This is a genomic window from Streptomyces sp. NPDC058145 (genome assembly GCF_042884245.1).
Lineage (GTDB): Bacteria > Actinomycetota > Actinomycetes > Streptomycetales > Streptomycetaceae > Streptomyces.
Map to the genome: position 1 here is coordinate 366,074 of NZ_JBHVUH010000008.1, position 18,969 is coordinate 385,042.

18 protein-coding genes are annotated in these 18,969 nt (G+C 70.9%); 15 read left to right on the forward strand and 3 right to left on the reverse strand.

Annotation, left to right across the window (positions count from 1 at the left end):
* The first annotated feature begins 151 nt into the window (after positions 1 to 151).
* From ACFVVO_RS20655 to ACFVVO_RS20695, 9 genes are all read left to right on the forward strand, one after another.
* The gene (locus ACFVVO_RS20655; protein WP_390056790.1) at positions 152 to 757 is read left to right on the forward strand and encodes a riboflavin synthase; all 606 of its coding nucleotides are present in this window, start codon (positions 152 to 154) and stop codon (positions 755 to 757) included.
* Positions 754 to 1,395 (forward strand): nicotinamide riboside transporter PnuC, encoded by a 642-nt coding sequence (locus ACFVVO_RS20660; protein WP_390056791.1) that lies wholly within the window; start codon positions 754 to 756, stop codon positions 1,393 to 1,395. Before ACFVVO_RS20655 ends, ACFVVO_RS20660 begins: the two co-directional genes overlap by 4 nt.
* The gene (locus ACFVVO_RS20665) at positions 1,392 to 2,705 is read left to right on the forward strand and encodes a bifunctional 3,4-dihydroxy-2-butanone-4-phosphate synthase/GTP cyclohydrolase II (RefSeq protein WP_390056793.1); all 1,314 of its coding nucleotides are present in this window, start codon (positions 1,392 to 1,394) and stop codon (positions 2,703 to 2,705) included. Before ACFVVO_RS20660 ends, ACFVVO_RS20665 begins: the two co-directional genes overlap by 4 nt.
* Positions 2,706 to 2,727: 22 nt before the next feature.
* Entirely contained in the window at positions 2,728 to 3,213 is a 486-nt protein-coding gene (gene ribH, locus ACFVVO_RS20670) for a 6,7-dimethyl-8-ribityllumazine synthase (RefSeq protein WP_390056795.1), read from the forward strand.
* 34 nt (positions 3,214 to 3,247) lie between these two features.
* A complete protein-coding gene (locus ACFVVO_RS20675) occupies positions 3,248 to 3,520 on the forward strand; it encodes a phosphoribosyl-ATP diphosphatase (protein ID WP_019983911.1) in 273 nt (90 codons plus the stop codon).
* A 53-nt stretch (positions 3,521 to 3,573) separates the two neighbouring features.
* On the forward strand, positions 3,574 to 4,422 hold the full coding sequence (hisG, locus tag ACFVVO_RS20680) for an ATP phosphoribosyltransferase (protein ID WP_390056797.1): 849 nt from the start codon (positions 3,574 to 3,576) through the stop codon (positions 4,420 to 4,422).
* Positions 4,423 to 4,437: 15 nt separating this feature from the next.
* The gene (locus ACFVVO_RS20685) at positions 4,438 to 4,890 is read left to right on the forward strand and encodes a PH domain-containing protein (RefSeq protein WP_390056799.1); all 453 of its coding nucleotides are present in this window, start codon (positions 4,438 to 4,440) and stop codon (positions 4,888 to 4,890) included.
* Between the two features lie 207 nt (positions 4,891 to 5,097).
* Entirely contained in the window at positions 5,098 to 6,432 is a 1,335-nt protein-coding gene (locus ACFVVO_RS20690) for a hemolysin family protein (protein WP_390056800.1), read from the forward strand.
* The gene (locus tag ACFVVO_RS20695; protein ID WP_390056802.1) at positions 6,429 to 7,514 is read left to right on the forward strand and encodes a hemolysin family protein; all 1,086 of its coding nucleotides are present in this window, start codon (positions 6,429 to 6,431) and stop codon (positions 7,512 to 7,514) included. The genes ACFVVO_RS20690 and ACFVVO_RS20695 overlap by 4 nt, the downstream gene beginning before the upstream one ends.
* Positions 7,515 to 7,620: 106 nt before the next feature.
* On the opposite strand, the gene ACFVVO_RS20700 is transcribed toward ACFVVO_RS20695, so the two are convergent.
* Both ACFVVO_RS20700 and ACFVVO_RS20705 read right to left on the reverse strand, forming a co-directional pair.
* The gene (locus ACFVVO_RS20700; RefSeq protein ID WP_390056804.1) at positions 7,621 to 9,483 is read right to left on the reverse strand and encodes an AAA family ATPase; all 1,863 of its coding nucleotides are present in this window, start codon (positions 9,481 to 9,483) and stop codon (positions 7,621 to 7,623) included.
* A gap of 431 nt (positions 9,484 to 9,914) precedes the next feature.
* Positions 9,915 to 10,598: a uridine kinase gene (locus tag ACFVVO_RS20705; RefSeq protein WP_390056805.1), complete on the reverse strand. Its 684-nt coding sequence runs from the start codon at positions 10,596 to 10,598 to the stop codon at positions 9,915 to 9,917.
* 211 nt (positions 10,599 to 10,809) lie between these two features.
* On the opposite strand from ACFVVO_RS20705, the gene ACFVVO_RS20710 reads away from it, so the two are divergent.
* From ACFVVO_RS20710 to ACFVVO_RS20730, 5 genes are all read left to right on the forward strand, one after another.
* Complete coding sequence (locus tag ACFVVO_RS20710; RefSeq protein ID WP_390056807.1) at positions 10,810 to 11,766, forward strand: hypothetical protein; 957 nt, start codon at positions 10,810 to 10,812, stop codon at positions 11,764 to 11,766.
* Between the two features lie 42 nt (positions 11,767 to 11,808).
* Positions 11,809 to 13,350, forward strand: a complete 1,542-nt coding sequence (locus ACFVVO_RS20715; protein ID WP_390056809.1) for an amino acid permease — start codon at positions 11,809 to 11,811, stop codon at positions 13,348 to 13,350.
* 215 nt (positions 13,351 to 13,565) lie between these two features.
* Complete coding sequence (locus ACFVVO_RS20720; RefSeq protein WP_390056810.1) at positions 13,566 to 14,939, forward strand: peptidase C39 family protein; 1,374 nt, start codon at positions 13,566 to 13,568, stop codon at positions 14,937 to 14,939.
* A gap of 107 nt (positions 14,940 to 15,046) precedes the next feature.
* On the forward strand, positions 15,047 to 15,187 hold the full coding sequence (locus tag ACFVVO_RS20725) for an SCO1431 family membrane protein (RefSeq protein ID WP_390056812.1): 141 nt from the start codon (positions 15,047 to 15,049) through the stop codon (positions 15,185 to 15,187).
* A gap of 85 nt (positions 15,188 to 15,272) precedes the next feature.
* A complete protein-coding gene (locus tag ACFVVO_RS20730; protein WP_390056813.1) occupies positions 15,273 to 15,926 on the forward strand; it encodes a TetR/AcrR family transcriptional regulator in 654 nt (217 codons plus the stop codon).
* Positions 15,927 to 15,987: 61 nt separating this feature from the next.
* Here ACFVVO_RS20730 and ACFVVO_RS20735 read toward each other — a convergent pair whose 3' ends face one another.
* Positions 15,988 to 17,235, reverse strand: a complete 1,248-nt coding sequence (locus ACFVVO_RS20735) for a glycoside hydrolase family 18 protein (protein ID WP_390056815.1) — start codon at positions 17,233 to 17,235, stop codon at positions 15,988 to 15,990.
* A 336-nt stretch (positions 17,236 to 17,571) separates the two neighbouring features.
* Between ACFVVO_RS20735 and ACFVVO_RS20740 the strand changes: the two genes are divergently transcribed.
* Positions 17,572 to 18,744, forward strand: coding sequence for an acyl-CoA dehydrogenase (locus tag ACFVVO_RS20740; RefSeq protein WP_390056817.1), 1,173 nt, complete (start codon positions 17,572 to 17,574; stop codon positions 18,742 to 18,744).
* Positions 18,745 to 18,969 lie beyond the last annotated feature (225 nt).

Here is an 18,969-nt window from a genome sequence, read left to right on the forward strand (position 1 = left end):
GGGCATGTTCTCATGCGCGTCGCCGTATCTGGGCTCGTCCGCATGCGGACGGGTCCCTGTTCGGCGTCGTCCCGGAGCTGTCTTCCCGTTCATTCTGTCGTCTTCGACAGGCCCCGGAGTCCGTGCCCCATGAGGCAGGAGGACCCGGGAAGTGTTCACCGGAATCGTCGAAGAGCTGGGTGAGGTCACCGCCGTCGAGAATCTCGGCGACGCCTCCCGCTTCCGGCTTCGCGGCCCCGTCGTGACCAAGGGCGCGCAGCACGGCGATTCCATCGCCGTGAACGGGGTCTGTCTCACCGTCGTCGACCACGAGGGCGACGAGTTCACCGCCGACGTCATGGCCGAGACGCTGAACCGCTCCAGCCTGGGCGCGCTCGGTGTCGGCTCCCGAGTCAACCTCGAGCGCCCCACCGCGGTGGGCGCGCGTCTCGGCGGGCACATCGTGCAGGGGCACGTGGACGGCACCGGACAGGTCCTGGAGCGCAAGCCGTCCGACAACTGGGAGATCGTGAAGGTCTCGCTGCCCGCGGACCTCGCCCGCTACGTCGTGGAGAAGGGCTCCATCACCGTCGACGGCATCAGCCTCACCGTCGTCGACGCCGGCCCCGACTACTTCACGGTGAGCCTCATCCCGACCACCCTCGCCCTGACCACGCTCGGCCACAAGCAGCCCGGCGACCCGGTCAACCTCGAGGTCGACGTCATCGCCAAGTACGTGGAGCGGCTGCTCGCGGCCGGACAGGGGGACGGCAAGTGAACTGGATGAACTCCGAGGCCTTCACCCTCTTCGGCCAGCACATCATCTGGTCCGACATGACCGGCAACATCCTGGGCCTCATCACCCTGGCCCTCGGCTGGCGCCGCTCGCTGTGGACCTGGCCCGTGCAGTTCCTGTCCGGCCTGGTCCTCTTCGGGGCCTTCTACGGCCACCTGGCCGGCAGCGCGGGCAAGCAGGCCGTCGTCATGGTCGTCGCGCTGTACGGCTGGTGGCAGTGGCAGCGCCGCAAGGACCGCGCCCAGGACGGCCACATCATCCCCCGGTTCGCCAACTTGACCGAGCGGGCGGCGATGCTCGCCGCTGCCGCCGCCGGCACCGTCGCCGTCGCCCTGCTGTTCAAGGCCTACCCGTCCCTCTCCTGGGACCCCTGGCCCGACGCCTACATCTTCGTCGGCACCATCGTCGCCATGTACGCCCAGGCCAAGGGCATGGTCGAGTTCTGGATCGCCTGGCTGCTCGTCGACCTCGTCGGCGTGCCCCTCAACTTCGCCAACGGCTACGCCTTCTCCGGTTTCGTCTACGTCATCTACGGCGCGCTCGTCCTGTGGGGCATGCGCGACTGGTGGTTGCGCTCCCGCAAGGACGCGCGGCCCGTTCTGGAAGGAGCGCCGGCATGACCTCGGCACCTCTGCTCCACCGCACCGACCGCATCGAGGACTTCGGGCTCGACCCCGTCGAGCAGGCCATCGCCGACATCGCGGCCGGCCGCCCGATCGTGGTCGTCGACGACGAGGACCGGGAGAACGAGGGCGACCTCGTCATCGCCGCAGAGAAGGCCACCCCCGAGATCATCGCCTTCATGATGAGCGAGTGCCGGGGCCTGATCTGCGCCCCCATGGAAGGTGAGGAACTGGACCGGCTGCGGCTGCCGCAGATGGTCGAGGACAACACCGAGTCGATGAAGACCGCCTTCACCGTCTCCGTGGACGCCTCCGCCGCGCACGGCGTCAGCACCGGCATCTCGGCCGCCGACCGCGCCACCACGCTCCGACTGCTGGCGAGCGGCACCGCCGAGCCCACGGACCTGGTCCGCCCCGGCCATGTCTTCCCGTTGCGCGCCAGGCCCGGCGGCGTGCTGACCCGCGACGGCCACACCGAGGCCGCCGTGGACCTCGCCCGGCTCGCGGGCCTGCGCCCGGCCGGCGCCATCGTGGAGATCGCCGGCGAGGACGGCCGGATGCTGCGGCTGCCCGAACTGATCCCGTTCGCCCGCAAGCACGGCCTGACGATCATCTCCATCGAGGACCTGATCGCCTACCGCCGCGGCAGCGAGCCCACCGTCCGCCGCGAGGCGGAGACCCGCCTGCCCACCAGGCACGGCACCTTCACCGCCTACGGCTACCGCTCCACCGTCGACGGCGTCGAGCACGTCGCCCTCGTCCACGGCGAGATCGGCGACGGCGAGGACGTCCTGGTCCGCGTCCACTCCGAATGCCTCACCGGCGACGTCTTCGCCTCCCTGCGCTGCGACTGCGGCCCCCAGCTCGACGCCGCCCTGGAACGCATCCAGGCCGAGGGCCGGGGCGTCGTCGTCTACCTGCGCGGACACGAGGGGCGCGGCATCGGCCTGCTGTCCAAACTGCGCGCCTACGAACTGCAGGAGCAGGGCCGCGACACCCTCGACGCCAACCTCGAACTCGGCCTGCCCGCCGACGCCCGCGACTACGGCGCCGGCGCGCGGATCCTCGCCGACCTAGGTGTGCGCGGCGTCCGCCTGATGACCAACAACCCCGACAAGACCGACGCGTTGCTGCGCCACGGCCTGAAGGTCACCGGCCGCGAGCCGATGCCCGTCCAGGCGGGCGAGCACAACCTCCGGTACCTGCGCACCAAGCGGGACCGGATGGGACACGACCTGCCCTGGCTGGACACCCCGGCCGTGGCCGCCTCCGCGGCCGCGCCCGCGTCCACCTGCGGCAACCAGTAAGCGAACAGCACTGAGGAGAGATGTGAGCGGCAAGGGTGCACCGGAGCTGTCCGTACGGGGCGCGAGCGACCTCAGGGTCGCCGTCATCGCGGCCCAGTGGCACGAGAAGGTGATGGACGGTCTGGTGAACGGCGCCCTGCGCGCCCTGCACGAGCTGGGGATCGACGAGCCCACCCTGATCAGGGTCCCCGGCAGCTTCGAGCTCCCGGTCGCCGCCAAGGTCCTCGCGGGCCGCGGCTACGACGCCGTGGTCGCCCTCGGCGTCGTGATCCGCGGCGGAACCCCCCACTTCGACTATGTGTGCCAGGGCGTCGCCCAGGGCCTCACCCAGGTCTCCGTCGAGACCGGCGTCCCCGTCGGCTTCGGCGTGCTCACCTGCGACACCGAGGAACAGGCCCTGGACCGGGCCGGCATCGAGGGCTCCAACGAGGACAAGGGCCACGAGGCGGTCACCGCGGCGGTCGCCACCGCGGCCACGCTCCGCTCGGTATCCGAACCCTGGCACTGAGGAGTCGCCCACACCGCGTAGGGTGGGAATCACCATGTCCAAGAAGACTTTCGAGGAGCTCTTCACCGAGCTCCAACACAAGGCCGCCCAGGGCGATCCCGCCACTTCCCGCACCGCAGAGCTGGTCGGCAAGGGGGTCCATGCCATCGGCAAGAAGGTCGTCGAGGAGGCCGCCGAGGTGTGGATGGCCGCCGAGTACGAGGGCAAGGAGGCGGCCGCCGAGGAGATCTCGCAGCTGCTGTACCACGTCCAGGTGATGATGGTCGCCCGCGGCATCTCCCTGGACGACGTCTACGCCCACCTCTGAGCCGCGCCGGCTCACGATCCCCCGTCTGACTGAACGCAAAGGAAGCCGACCTCATGCTGCGCATCGCCGTCCCCAACAAGGGTTCCCTGTCCGGCCCTGCGGCGGACATGCTGCATGAGGCCGGCTACCAGCAGCGCCGGGAGTCCAAGGAGCTGCGGATCGTCGACCCGGTGAACGAGGTCGAGTTCTTCTACCTCCGCCCCCGTGACATCGCGATCTACGTCTCCTCCGGCCGGCTCGACATCGGCATCACCGGCCGCGACCTGCTGGTCGACTCCGGTGCCGACGCCGAGGAGATCCTGCCGCTCGGGTTCGCCCGCTCCACGTTCCGCTTCGCCGCCAAGCCCGGCACCGCTACGGGCTTGGCGGACCTCAAGGGCCGGACGGTCGCCACCTCCTACGAGGGCATCGTCGCCGGGCACCTCGCCGACAGCGGCGTCGACGCCTCCGTCGTCCACCTGGACGGCGCCGTCGAGACCGCGATCGAGCTGGGTGTCGCCGAGGTCATCGCCGACGTCGTCGAGACGGGCACCAGCCTGCGCAACGCGGGTCTGGAGGTCTTCGGCGAACCCATCATGAAGTCCGAGGCCGTCGTCATCCGCCGCACCGGCGCCGACGGCGAGGAGCCCAAGGTCCAGCAGTTCCTCCGCCGCCTCCAGGGCGTCCTGGTCGCCCGGACCTACGTGATGATGGACTACGACTGCCGCGTCGAGCAGCTCGAGAAGGCCGTCGCACTCACCCCCGGCCTGGAGTCGCCGACCGTCTCCCCGCTGCACAACGAGGGCTGGGTCGCCGTCCGCGCCATGGTCCCGGCCAAGGAGGCGCAGCGGATCATGGACGACCTCTACGAGATCGGCGCCCGGGCCATCCTGACCACCGCCATTCACGCCTGCCGCCTGTAAGGGGTACGCGAACAGATGTCCGAGACTCCCACCCTCCCCGTGACCTTCCGGCCGGGCCACACGCGGGTGATCCTGCTCACCGCCGGTGTGGCGATCTTCCTGGTCATCTCAGGTGTCGCCATGCTGCTGGACCTCGGTCCGGGTGAGCGGGTCAGCTTCTTCGTCACCGGAGCGCTCATCTTCTGGGCGCTGGCCCAGCTAGCCCGGGTCAAGGTGGTCGCCGACGAGTCCGGCGTCACCGTGGTCAACATCGCGAGCAAACGGCGCCTGGCCTGGGCGGAAATCCTTCAGGTGAACCTCCGTCCGGGCGATCCCTGGGTGTTCCTCAACCTCAGCGACGGCACCAGCCTGCCCGCGCTCGGCATCCAGCCGGGCCTCGCCAAGCAGCGCGCCATCGCCGACGCGCGGGCGCTCCGGGCGCTCGCCGAGGCCCGCTCGGCGGCCCCGGCCGGCGAAGATCAGGAATGACTCGGTGGCGTCCGCCCTGCCACACCGGGCCGTGTCTTGATTAATCTGGAGGTGGAGGCGTTTTTCGTCGCGCCTCCACCCCTGTGGCGCCGCGCCCGGTGCACGGGGGTTCCTGCTACCCGAGGAGTGACCCCCTCCGGCGATGGACGGATCGTCCTGTAGTACCTGCGCCGCCCCCTCCCCACAGCACATGGAGGCGGCGGCATCATGACCACCCCACTGCTGCTCCTCGCAGCGGCGTTCCTGCTGATCCTGGCCAACGGCTTCTTCGTGGCGGCCGAGTTCGGCCTCGTGACGGTCGAGCGGCCGGACGCCGAGAAGGCCGCCGCCGAGGGCGACAAGCGCGCCGGCACGGTCGTGGAGTCGCTGAAGGAGCTCTCCTTCCAGCTCTCCGGCACCCAGCTCGGCATCACCATCACCTCCCTGGTCGTCGGCATGCTCGCCGAACCGGCCCTGGCCGCGCTGCTGCACGGCCCGTTCACGGCGATCGGCATCCCCCCGGGCGCCGTCTCCGGTGTGGCCGTGGTCACCGGCATGCTGCTGGCCTCCGCGATCCAGATGGTGATCGGCGAACTCGTGCCCAAGAACTGGGCGGTGTCGCGGCCCCTGCAGGTCGCGCGCTTCGTCGCGGGCCCCCAGCACCTCTTCTCCCGGCTGTTCCGACCGGTGATCTCCGCGCTGAACACGGTCGCCAACCGGCTGGTGCGCGCCCTCGGCGTCGAGCCCGCCGACGAGCTGGCCTCCGCCCGCACCCCGGGTGAACTGGTGTCCCTGGCCCGGCACTCCGCGCAGGCGGGCGCCCTGGAACAGGACACGGCCGACCTGTTCGTACGCACCCTGTCCCTGGGCGACCTGACCGCGCAGCACGTCATGACCCCCCGGGTCAAGGTCAGCGCCCTGCAGGACTCGGCCACCGCCGAGGACGTGGTCAACCTGACCCGGGCCACCGGGCTGTCCCGCTTCCCCGTCTACCGGGAGAAGATCGACGACGTGGTCGGCATGGCCCACCTCAAGGACGCGCTGGCGGTACCCGTGAACGACCGGCTGCGTACCCCGGTCGGCCGTATCGCGCGCAGGGCGCTGCTCGTGCCCGAGACGCTGCCCGTCCAGCCCCTCCTCGCCCGGCTGCGCAGCGAGCAGCCCATCGCGGTCGTCGTGGACGAGTACGGCGGCACGGCCGGCGTGGTCACCCTGGAGGACATCGTCGAGGAACTCGTCGGCGAGGTCCGCGACGAGCACGACGCCAAGGACGTGCCCGAGCTGGCCCCCGCTCCGCCGGAGGACGGCCGGCCCGCCTGGGACGTGGACGGCGGCTGCCGTGTCGACGTCCTGAAGCGCATAGGCCTCGACGTGCCCGAGGGGCCGTACGAGACCGTCGCCGGACTCGTCGCCGACCTGCTCGGCCGCATCCCGGCCCCCGGCGACCGGGCCGAACTGCCCGGCTGGCGGCTCGCCGTGCGCCAGGTGGGCCACTACCGCGCCGAACGGGTCCGTCTGGTCCGCACGGCCCCGGCCGTGAACGTCATGGAGGCCGTCCGATGAGCGTCCTCCAACTGCTCTTTGCCGCGCTGCTCGTGCTCGCCAACGGCGTCTTCGTCGGCGCCGAGTTCGCGCTCGTCTCGGTCCGCCGCAGCCAGATCGAACCGCTGGGCACGGCCCGGGCCCGGCAGGTGCTGTACGGCCTGGAGCGGCTGCCGCAGATGATGGCCGCCGCCCAGTTCGGCATCACGGTCTGCTCGCTGACCCTCGGCGCGGTCGCCGAGCCCACCGTCGCGCACCTGCTGGAGCCGGTCTTCGAGTGGATCCAGCTGCCAGAAGGCATGATCCACCCGCTCGGCTACGCCATCGCCCTCGCCGCGGTGGTCTTCTTCCACCTCGTCATCGGCGAGATGGTGCCGAAGAACCTCGCGATGGCGGCCCCCGAGAAGGCCGCGCTGTGGCTCAGCCCGGGGCTGGTCGCCTTCGCCCGGGTGTGCCGGCCCATCACGGTGGCCCTCGGCGCCTGCGCCCAGGGCATCCTGCGGCTCTTCCGGGTCGAGCCCAGGGACGAGGTCGAGGCAGTCGTCACCAGCGAGCAGCTCAACCGTCTGCTGGAGGACTCCGGCCAGGCGGGCCTGCTGGACCCCGAGGAGCAGGAGCGCCTGGAGGACGCGCTGGAGCTGGGCTCCCGCCCGGTGACGGACGTCCTGCTGCGGCGCGAGTCCCTGATCACGGTGCCGCCGTCGGTCACCCCGGGCGAGATCGTCCAGCTGACGGCCCGCACGGGCTATTCCCGCTTCCCGGTCGCGGCGGGGGACAAGGGCCCCTTCATGGGATACGTCCATGTGAAGGACGTCCTGGACCTGGAGAACTCCGACCGGGCCGTCCCCCAGCACGTCTGGCGCCCCATGACCACGCTCCGCTCGGAACTCCCGCTGGACGACGCCCTGACGGTCATGCGCCGGGCGGCCACCCACCTGGCCCAGGTCGCGGACGCCTCGGGCCGGATCCTGGGCCTGGTGGCCCTGGAGGACGTCCTGGAACTCCTGGTCGGCGAGGTCCGCGACCCGGCCCACCGCAGACTCCCGGACATAAAACTCACCGAAGCCAGAGCGACCGAAAACCCGGAACAGGCCATGGCCTGACCACAAGCCTGCGCGCGGCACCGCCCACCCAGCCGGGTGGGCGGTGCCGCGCGGAGGCAGGCACCGCCGCGGACGCGGGCCCCGGGCCGAAGACAGTCACCGGCGCCTAAAGAGCCGACGGATCCTGCGGCCCCCGCCCCGACAGCACTTCCCCGTACGCCTGCATCAGATCCGGCAGCCGCAGCGTCGCGAGATCCCCCCGGGACAGCGCCCCGGGATACCCCGACAACCGCAGATCCCGGTACGCACAGCTCTTCTCGTACAGCGTCCGCAGAAAGCGCCCGTTGCCCAGCTCGTCGATCCACTCCTGATCGACCACGTGCCCGGCGATGGACCGCAGCTCCTCCAGCGCCTCCTCGTCCCACAGATCCCCGTTCTCCGCCGCGAGCACCTTGCCGATCTCGGTGAGCTCCAGCGGCCGGTAGGAGGGGAAGTCGACCCGCGTGGTGAAGCGGGAGGAGAGCCCGGGGTTCGCGGTGAGCAGCCGGTCCATGCCTTCCGGGTAGCCGGCCAGGATCACCACCAGGTGGTCCCGGTTGTCCTCGGCCCGCTTCAGCAGCACCTGCAGCGCCTCGTCGCCGTACGCGTCCCCCTTGCCGTACCCCGAGTTGGACAGTGAGTACGCCTCGTCCACGAACAGCACCCCGCCGATCGCGGAGTCGATCAGCTCGTTGGCCTTCACGGCCGTCTGCCCCAGGTACTCCCCGACCAGATCGGCCCGCTGCGCCTCCACCAGATGGTCGCCGCCGAGCAGCCCCAGCGCGTAGAACACGCGCCCGAGGATCCGCGCGACCGTGGTCTTCCCCGTACCCGACGGCCCGGAGAACACGAAGTGCCGCTTCGGCGGCTGTACCGGCAGCCCCTGCCCCGCCCGCAGCCGCGCCATGTTCAGCTGCGCGGACAACGCCTTGACCTGGCGCTTGACCGGCTCGAGCCCCACCATCCGCTCCAGCTCGGCGAGGGCCTCCTCGAGTAAGGCGGGATCGGTCGGCCCGGCCGGCAGGACGGAGGAGGGCACCCCGCTCTTCACGCGCACCAACGGGTCGGAGACCGACGGCAGCGGCCCGGTCGGCAGATCCGGCTCCGTCAGCCGCAGGTCGCGGCCCTCCGTGCCGAAGAGCGGATCGAGCGTGTCCGGCCCGTCCATGGCGTCCGCGCCGGCACCGGTCAGGGTGATCGCCGCGAGGTCGGCCGGATCGTCGTACCCGTCGCCCTCGGCGATCGCGGCCAGCCGGGCCGAGGTGTCCATGAAGGCCGGGTCGATCCGGTGCACCGCCCGGTACAGGGGGAGCGCGGCGGCGCTGCGGCCGGTGCCCTCGTGCGCCCGCGCCAGCCAGTACCGCAGCTCCTTGCGCTGCGGCTGCTCGCTGCGGCAGCGCATCAGGGCCGCCGCGAGCAGTGGCTCGGCCTGGCCGTACATCTCCATGCGGACCCGGGCCATGCCGCCGAACAGGCCCGCCTCGATGCCGAGCAGGGGATCGTCGAGCAGCGGGTCGGTGTGCCGCACCAGCTGGTCCCAGTCCTTGACCAGATAGGCGCGGCAGGCGTGCAGGAAGCGGACCTGTGGGTCGGTGTCCACCGGGGGCAGCCCGGCGAGCGCCCGGTCCAGCTCGGGCACGTGCCGGCCGTCCAGCCAGTGCGAGGCGTGCGCCAGCAGCAGATCGCGAGGGCTCTCCAGCACCGGCTGCACCCACCAGCCGAGCCAGTACCAGGAGTTGAGGGTGCGGCGGTGCCGGGCGCGCTGTTCCCCGAAGCGCTCCCGGTGCCGGAACATCCTTAGCAGCGCGGTGGTCGTGTCGACCCGCAGCGCGTGCAGTCCGAGCCAGGCGTCCGCCATCCCCGGGTCCATCCGGACCGCGACGCGGAACTCCTCCTCCGCCTGGGGATAGGCGCCCATCGTGTAGGCGTCCACACCTCGCAGCCAGGCGAGGTCGGCCGGGGCCTCGGGGCCCTGCATGCCGAAGTCCATCACGTCCCCCACAGACCGTGCCCCCGTTGGTTCACCGCCGGGCAGTCGCCCGACGGCCGCCGCGGACGAACCGCTGTGCCGCGGACCGGAGTTGCAGGTGCGCGAGGCAGTCGCTCGAAGGTCGCACCGAGGGCATCGTACCCGGGGTACGACCGCGTGCCGAAGGGTGCCGCACGGCCCGTTCGGCGAGGTGGGAGCAGATGGGGCGCACACGAAATGGTGACCCAGGGTGAGCGATTCGGTGCACAAGACGGCCGGAAGGACGGTCCGCGGGCAGAACGAAGCCCCCGATCACGGGGGAACAACCGGGGGCTTCGCGTCTGCGGGCGGCTCCGAATGGCCGCACATTCAGAACGTAAGACCTGCACGGCTCCCGGGTCAAGCGGACCCGGAGCACTCAAAGAAGTTCCCCCGCAAGGGTCTTGTTGCGCTCACCATCCTGCGGACGATCCGTCACCGTGAGTGACGTTCTGGTCCGGTCCGGGGGTGCCCGCCGGTCCCGTCAGCACCTCGTATCCCTCCGGTGTCTGCCGCACCAGGAGATCCGCATGGGGGCGCGAGGGGTCGGCGGCGAAGTGCGCGTGCTCCGCCTCGACCCACCCGGACCAGAACCCGCGCTGCTCCTCCCCGTCCCGCAGCCGGCCGCGCGCCCAGGATTCCTCCCGCGGCAGTTCCATCCACAGCAGCCGCGCCAGATGCGGCCGCAGTGCCCGGCGGCCGGCGCCGACTCCCTCGATGACGATCACGGGCGCGGGCGGCAGCGGCCGCGGCGGGCCGAACGCCCGGGCGTGCCAGTCGTAGGGGTTGTACCGCGCGCACTCGCCCCGGCCCAGTGGGTCGATCACCTGAGCCGTCAGCCGCTCGGTCCAGTCGAAGAGCCGCTCGTGGCTGGCGATGTCGTCCAGGTGCAGCACCGGCGCCCCGCCCAGCGCGGCGGCCAGCCGCCCGGCGAAGGTGGACTTCCCGGACCCCGCGTGCCCGTCGACGGCGATCAGGCGGACCGGCCCCAGCGAGGGGGGCAGGCCGCGCAGCCGGGCGGCGAGGTCGTGAATGGCGATTCCCGAGGTGTGGTGCGGTGGGGGGCGTTTTCCGGAAACAGTGTAGTAGCAGCCCATAACGCCGGTGCCCGCGGGCCGGCGCCGGGACCCGGGGTGGCACGAAAACGTCACTTCTTGAACCACTGGTCGGCCACCGGTCAATCAAACGGATTAAGCATCCAAATCCGTTGACCGATATGTGAAATTCGGCGTTCCAGGCGCGCCGACTGCTGAGTAAGGTGCCTCCTGCGCGAGTGCGGCGCGTCGTAACGGGGACGGACAGGAGAACATGGCCGCGGAGTTATTCGAAGGGCAGTATGTGTGGCACCCGGCGGCCGACGACCGTGTCCTGGCGCGCGTATGCGTCGATGTGCGCGCCGGCCGTTATCGAAGCGCGGGTGAAGCCCTCGCCGAGACGCGTTCCGACTTCGCCCTGCGTGCCCACCGCTCGCTCGTGCTGGCTTCCGAGGCCGCCGGCACCGATCTCGTCGAACGCTGGCTGGCCGAGGAGCCGACGCCCGAGGCGGCGCTGCTGTGGGCCCGGGTGGCCGTGCAGCGTGCGATGCGAGCCGCCGACGCGCGCGACGAACGGGCCGAGGCGCTGGAGCGGATAGCGCTCACCGCCTGCGACCGGGCCGCGGCCCTGGCCCCCGGCGACCCCACCCCCTGGGTCGCCAAGCTCACCATGGCCCGGCTGCACCGGCTGCGCGATCCCGCCCCGCAGGGGCTGCTCACCGCCCCGTCCGGCCCGTGGCGGCTGTTCGCGCACGTCCTGTCCCTGGACCCGTGGCACCGCGAGGGCCACCACCGCTTCCTGTCCTGCTTCTTCACCCGCTACGGCGGCTCGGTCAACGCGGCCTGGGACGTGGCCGCCTTCCTCAGCCAGCGCGCGCCCTCGGCCTCCGCCCTCCGGCTGCTGCCGCTGGTCGCCCTGGTCGAGAGCTACAACCCCACCCAGCTGCTCGCCGACCGGGTCTGGGAGCAGCCCCAGTGGCGCTCCACCGCGCTCGCGGTCTACCACAGCTGGCTGCCCTCGGTGGCCGACTACCGCTTCACCCCGGTGCTCGACCTGGCCTACCTCGCGCACGCGCTGGTCATGGCCCAGTGCGGGTTCGAGGCCCGGGCGGTCTTCACGGCGATGGGCCCGTACGCCTCGCGCATGCCCTGGAGCGCCTTCGGTGAGCCCGCCGAACAGCTCTCCCGGGCCCGGCGCGGCTGCGGCCTGCCCGTCCCTGGACCCGCCTGACCCGTACCTGCTCCGCCCCCCCACCAAAAGAAAGGTCGATCTGTGTCGGAACGGATATCGGCTCCACGGGCGAACGCCCGCGGGGGAGAGGACGCGGTCGTGCTCGACGACGACGCGACCCTGCACGCGATGGGTTATCCGCGGAAACTCACCCGGCGCTTCAAGGCGTTCGACAATTTCGCGATCTCCTTCACCATCATCAATATCCTCTCGGGTATTTTCTCGTCCTTCGGATTCGGCATGAACGCGGGTGGCCCCCGTATTCTCGTGTTCGGCTGGATCGGCGTCTCCGTCATGGTGCTGTTCATCGGCGCGGCGATGGCGGAGGTGGCGTCGGCGTATCCGACGAGTGGTGCGCTGTATTTCTCGGCGGGCAAACTCGCCAAGCGGCACAAAGGCGCCTGGTCCTGGTTCACCGGCTGGCTGAACTTCGTGGGCCAGATCGGCGGCACCGCCGCCACCGGCTACGCGGCGGCCACGTTCATCCAGGCCTTCGTCGCCCTGCAGTGGCCCTCGTACCAGCCGACCACGCACCAGACGGTCCTGATCACGGCAGTGGTCATCGTGGCGCAGGGACTCGCCAACACCTTCACGGTCCAGCTCGTCGCCCTACTGAACCGTATTTCCGTGTGGTGGCTCCTGATCGGACTCGTGGTGATCGTGACCGCACTCATCGTGATGCCCGACCATCATCAGTCCGCGTCCTTCGTGACGCATTTCGAGAACAACACCGGCTTCACCAACGGACTTTACGGCGGCATGCTCGGTCTGCTGGTCACCAGCTGGACCTTCACCGGCTTCGACGGCAGCTTCCACATGTCCGAGGAAACGGTCCAGGCGACGGTCAACGCGCCGAAGGGCATCACCCGTGCCATCGGCTATTCGGCGATCACGGGTCTGATCCTGATGCTCGCGCTGGTCTACAGCATTAGCGACTACGGCAAGGTGGCCGGTTCGGCCGCGCCGCCCGTCCAGATTCTCATCGACGGCCTCGGCCTCGGCGTCGCCAAGGTGATGCTGCTCATCGTCATCGGCGCCATGCTCTTCTGCGGTCTGGCCAACCTCACCAGCAACACCCGGCAGATCTTCGCCTTCTCCCGGGACGGCGCCATGCCCGGCTCCCGCTGGTGGCACACGGTCTCGGTGCGCACCCGGACGCCGGTCAAGGCGGTGTGGCTCGCGGTGGGCTGCTCGCTCGCCCTGGTGATCCCGGGCTGGTGGTCGCACACGGCGTTCACCGCCATCGTGAGCGTCAACGTGGTCGGGCTGTTCCTCGCCTACGCCGTACCGGTCTTCCTGCGGCTGCGGCTCGGCGACGAGTTCCAGCCCGGCCCCTGGCACCTGGGCCGCTGGGGCAAGCCGATCGGCTGGGTCGCGGTGACCTGGATCCTGCTCAGCAGCGTGCTGTTCATGCTGCCGCAGGCTTCGCCCATCACCGCCGACTCCTTCAACTACGCGCCGATCGCGCTGGCCGTCGTCCTGCTCGTGGCCACGCTCTGGTGGTTCGCCACCGCCCGCCGCCGCTTCCAGGGACCGGTCAGCTACGGCCGCCCCGACGAGGTCGCCGCTATGGACCTCATCTGACCCGCTGAACGACACGGCCCCGGCGCACGGCACACCGCCCGCGCCGGGGCCGTGGCGCACTCCCCGGCGCACTCCCGTAGGTCCCATCACTGTTCTAGACCAATATTGGTGGCGCGCCGTACGGCGAAGTGCTGGCAGGGGCATGCCGTCTCCGTTCATAGTTGGCGCACCAACCGCACCAGTCCCGACCCGGACACCTAGGGGTAACCGCGCCCATGAGCAGAGCCCAGCAGCCCTCCCGTAGAACCGTTCTCGCCGCCGCGGTGGTCGCCGCGGTCGCCTCGGGAACCATGCCCGCGGCCGCGGCCACCGCATCGGCGCCCGCCGGCACCGGTACCGGCACCGCCGCCGCGCCGGGCCGCCCCGTCGACTACCACGCCTGGACCTCGTTCCTTGACTGGCGCCGCGGTACCGCGGAGGGCGTCCGGGCCGTCCCGGGCCGCCGCCCCGGCGCCGAGATCGGGGCCGCCGCCGGCCGCACCGACTACACCGACCCGCACACCGGCCGTACGGCCACCTGGGAGTACGCGACCTGGACCTCCCCGGTCCACCGGCTCGCCGTGCCCGCGACCGAGGTCATCGCCTCCTGGAACGCGCACACCCCCGAGGGCACCTGGCTCCAGGTCGAGCTGTGCGGCACGTACTCCGACGGCACGGACACCCCCTGGTACGTGATGGGCCGCTGGGCCGCCGGCGACCAGGACATCAAGCGCACCTCGGTGGACGACCAGACCGACGGCAAGAGCACCATCTGGACCGACACCTTCGCCATCGACGACGCGAGCACCGGTCTCCGCCTGGCCTCCTACCGCCTGCGCCTCACGCTCTACCGCACGCCCGGCACGCGCCTCACCCCGACCGTGTGGCGGCTCGGCGCCATGGGCTCCGACATCCCCGACCGCTTCACCGTCCCCGCGTCCGCCTCCGCCCTGTCCCGGGAACTGGCCGTCCCGCGCTACTCGCAGGAGATCCACAAGGGCCAGTACCCCGAGTACGACAACGGCGGCGAGGCCTGGTGCAGCCCCACCTCCTCGCAGATGATCATCGAGTACTGGGGCGGCCGGCTCACCCCCGAGCAGCTGTCCTGGGTCGACCCGTCCTACGCCGACCCGCAGGTGGACCACGCGGCCCGCCAGACCTACGACAACCAGTACGAGGGCTGCGGCAACTGGCCGTTCAACGCCGCCTACGCGGCCACGTTCGACGGCATCCAGGGAGTGGTCACCCGGCTCACCTCACTCACCGACGTGGAGACCCTGGTCGCGGCCGGCATCCCGGCCATAACGTCCCAGTCCTTCCTCAAGACCGAGCTGACCGGCGCGGGATACGGCACCTCGGGCCACCTCATGACCGTGATCGGCTTCACGGCCGACGGTGACGTGATCGCCAACGACCCGGCCTCGCCGAGCGACGAGGCGGTACGGCGGGTGTACCTGCGGCGGGAGTTCGAGAACATCTGGCTCAGGACCAAGCGGTACGACGCGAACGGCAAGGTCAGAAGCGGTACGGGCGGGGTCTGCTACCTCTACTTCCCGGCCCACCCGACGGCGCGTCAGCGCAAGGCGCTCGCGGCGGTGGGGGTGTGCTGATCCGGACCGTGTGAGCAACGTCTCCGCCGCAGGCGCCGTCGCAGGTGGCAAGGTGGACAAACGGGTGGGGAGATTCCACTTCGTACGTCCGAACTCTGTGAGAAGCCATGACCGCACACCCGGCCACCGCCACCCGCGTCGGCACCGGCGGCCCCAAGGAAGACGGCCCGGAGATCCTCGAGCACGTCATGGGCTGGGTGCTCGTCGTGGTGGTCGCGATGCTGGTGACCCGGCTCGGCCTGCTCTGAACCGGCCCGGCCCCGCGCCGGGCCGGCATGTTCTGACATACTGCGGACGTCCCGCCGACCTCCTAGACCAGGGTCGAAAGTGAATATGCGTCCTCAGCGTGCCGCCGTCCGTCCCCGGGTGCGCGGCACCGAGCGTTCCGAGGCGCGTCGCGCCGAACTCATCGCCATCGGACGGAAGTTGTTCGCCGACACGTCCTATGACGCGCTGTCCATGGACGACATCGCCCGGCAGGCGCACGTCGCCAAGGGGCTGATCTACTACTACTTCCAGTCCAAGCGCGGCTATTACCTGGCGATCATCCACGCCTCCGTCGCCGACCTGGTCGACTTCGCCGCGAGCGGCCTCGAACTGCCCGCCGTGGACCGCGTCCACCGCACCATCGACACCTACCTGCGCTTCGCCGAGCATCACCAGGCCGCCTACCGCGCCATCGTCAGCGGCGGGGTCGGCTTCGACACCGAGGTGCACGCCATCCGGGACGGCGTCCGAGAGGCCATCGTCGCCACGATCGCCGAAGGGGCGTACGGCCGCCGGGACATCGCGCCGCTGGCCCGCATGGGGCTGCTCTCCTGGGTGTGCAGCGTGGAGGGTGCCACCCTCGACTGGATCGACCGCCCCGAACTGCCCCGGGACACCATGCGCGACCTGCTGGTGAAGACCCTCGGCGGGGCACTGCGCGCCGTTGAGGAGATGGACCCGTCCTACCCGGCACCGCCGCCCGCGCGCCGCGACGCGTAGCGGGCGTGGAACGGGGGCTCGCGCTTCTCCGCTCCACGCCCGAACGCCACCTTCCCGGGGGCTAGCTGATCGCCTTGATCAGCTCACCGTTCGCGGTGTCGCCGCTCAGCTCCCAGAAGAACGTGCCGCCGAGACCCTGCTGGTTCTTGTACGCCATCTTCGTGCCGATGGTCGCCGGGGTGTCGTAACTCCACCAGTCGCTGCCGCACTTGGCGTAGGCCGTGCCGCCCACGGTGCCGGTGGCCGGGCACCTGGTCTTCAGCACCTTGTAGTCCTCGATGCCCTGCTCGTACGTGCCCGCCGCCGGGCCGGTCGCCGTACCGCCCGGCGCCGCCTGGGTGACCCCGGTCCAGCCGCGGCCGTAGAAGCCGATGCCGAGCAGCAGCTTCGAGGCCGGGACGCCGAGGCTCCTGAGCTTGGCGATGGTCGCCGAGGTGTGGAAGCCGGCCTTCGGGATGCCCGAGTAGGAGTTCAGCGGGGAGTGCGGGGCGGTCGGGCCGGCCGCATCCCAGGCACCGAAGTAGTCGTAGGTCATCGGGTTGTACCAGTCGACGTACTGCGCCGCGCCCGCGTAGTTGGCCGCGTCGATCTTGCCGCCGCTGGTGGCGTCCGCGGTGATCGCCGCGGTGACCAGGCTGCCGGAGCCGAACTTCGACCGCAGGGCGGCCATGACGTTCTTGAAGGCCTCCCGGCCGCTGGTGTCGCAGGTGTTGCCGCAGGCGTTCGGGTACTCCCAGTCGATGTCGATGCCGTCGAAGACACCCGCCCACCTGGAGTTCTTCACCAGGTCGTAGCAGGACTGGGCGAAGGCGGCCGGGTTTTTGGCGGCCTCGCCGAAGCCGCCGGACCAGGTCCAGCCGCCGAACGACCACAGCACCTTCAGGCCCGGGTGCTTCTTCTTCAGCTTCAGCAGCTGGTTGAAGTTGCCGCGCAGCGGCTGGTCCCAGGTGTCGGCCACCCCGTCGACGGACTCGGCGGCGGTGTAGGCGCGGTCGGTCGCCGCGTAGGAGTCGCCCATCGCGCACTTGCCGCCGGTGACGTTGCCGAAGGCGTAGTTGATGTGCGTGAGCCTGGCCGCGGAGCCCGAGGTCTCGATGTTCTTGACGTAGTACTTGCGGTCGTAGGTGCCCCATTCGGTGAAGTAGCCGACGACCTTGGAACCGGCCTTGACCTGCGGGGCCGCGGGGGCGGCCGGGGCGGCGGCGGTAGCGGTGCCCGCGCCGGCCAGCAGACCGGCGCCGAGCACGGCGGAACACGCGGCGGCGACCAGTGCCCGGAACCGGGCGCGGGGGCGGTGGGGAGTGTGCATCGGGGTGGCTCCTCGTGGGGGAGAGGGGAACGCGCGCCGATTGGCATGAACGCGGTAAAGCGTTGGTCATGCACAGTAGGAGGACTAGACCAATAGGTCAATGGTTCGGACCAATCTCGAGGGTGGGTAACGCTTCGGCTGGATTCTTGGAGTAAGCGGTCGTTAACTGGTGACGGGAGGTCGCTGATCGGGCATACTCACGGCACACAGCCGCTGGTCAGCAGCTTCCGAGACCCGGAAGCGGGTGCCTCGGCCGGAACGGAACGATCAGGCGGAGCCGCCCCACCCAAGGCGCACTCCCGCCCCGTGTGCCCGAACAGGGAGGAGACCGACGCCATGTCGGACCGCGACCCGCAGCCGGTGGACCGGCAACTGCCGACGGAAGAGGCGAGGGATCTGCTCGCGCTCGTCCGTGAGATGGCGCAGCGCGAGATCGCGCCCAGGGCGGCCGAGGAGGAGGACGCCGGGCGCTTCCCCCGCGAGGTCTTCACCCTGCTCTCGGAAACGGGCCTGCTGGGCCTGCCGTACGACTCCGAGTACGGCGGCGGCGACCAGCCCTACGAGGTCTACCTCCAGGTCCTGGAGGAACTGGCCGCGGCCCGCCTGACCGTCGGCCTGGGCGTCAGCGTGCACACCCTCGCCTCCTACGGACTCGCCGCCTACGGCACCAAGCAGCAGCAGGTGGAGCACCTGCCCGCCATGCTCGGCGGTGGCCTGCTGGGCGCCTACTGCCTCTCCGAGCCGTCCTCCGGCTCCGACGCGGCCTCCCTGCGCACCAAGGCCGTGCGTGAGGGCGACGACTGGGTGATCACCGGCACCAAGGCCTGGATCACGCACGGCGGCATCGCCGACTTCTACACCGTGATGGCCCGTACCGGCGAGGACGGCCCGCGCGGGATCACCGCCTTCCTGGTGCCCGGCGACGCCGAGGGGCTGAGCGGCGCGGTGCCCGAGAAGAAGATGGGCATGAAGGGCAGCCCGACCGCCCAGGTCCACCTCGACGGCGTCCGCGTTCCTGACAGCCGGCGCCTCGGTGAGGAGGGGCAGGGTTTCGCCATCGCCCTGTCCGCCCTGGACTCGGGCCGGCTCGGCATCGCGGCCTGCGCCATCGGCCTGGCCCAGGCGGCGCTGGACGAGGCGGTCGGCTACGCCGCCCAGCGCCGGCAGTTCGGACGGCCCATCGGCGACTTCCAGGGCCTGCGCTTCATGATCGCCGACATGGCTACCCAGATCGAGGCCGGTCGCGCGCTCTACCTCGCCGCCGCCCGGCTGCGCGACGCGGGCAGGCCGTTCGCCAAGCAGGCCGCCATGGCCAAGCTGCACTGCACCGACACGGCCATGAAGGTCACCACGGACGCCGTGCAGATACTCGGCGGCTACGGCTACACCGCCGACTTCCCGGCCGAGCGCTACATGCGCGAGGCCAAGGTCCTGCAGATCGTCGAGGGTACGAACCAGATCCAGCGGATGGTCATCGCCCGTCACGTGGCAGGACCGGAGGGTCGCTGAACTCGCCGCTGCGCACCGTCGGGGCCGCCAGCCTGACCCACTCCGGATCGTGGCGGCCCGGCAGGGTGCGGCCCCCGTCGGCCCAGGCGCGCATGAGATCGCGGTAGATGGGCGGGTCCTGCGGCGGGGACGGCGGAACCGATCCTGCGGGGCGGGGTACGAAGATGCGGCGCTGACGCCCGGTGGCCGTGTGCAAGGCGGTCATGCCCAGAAGAACGCGGCGCG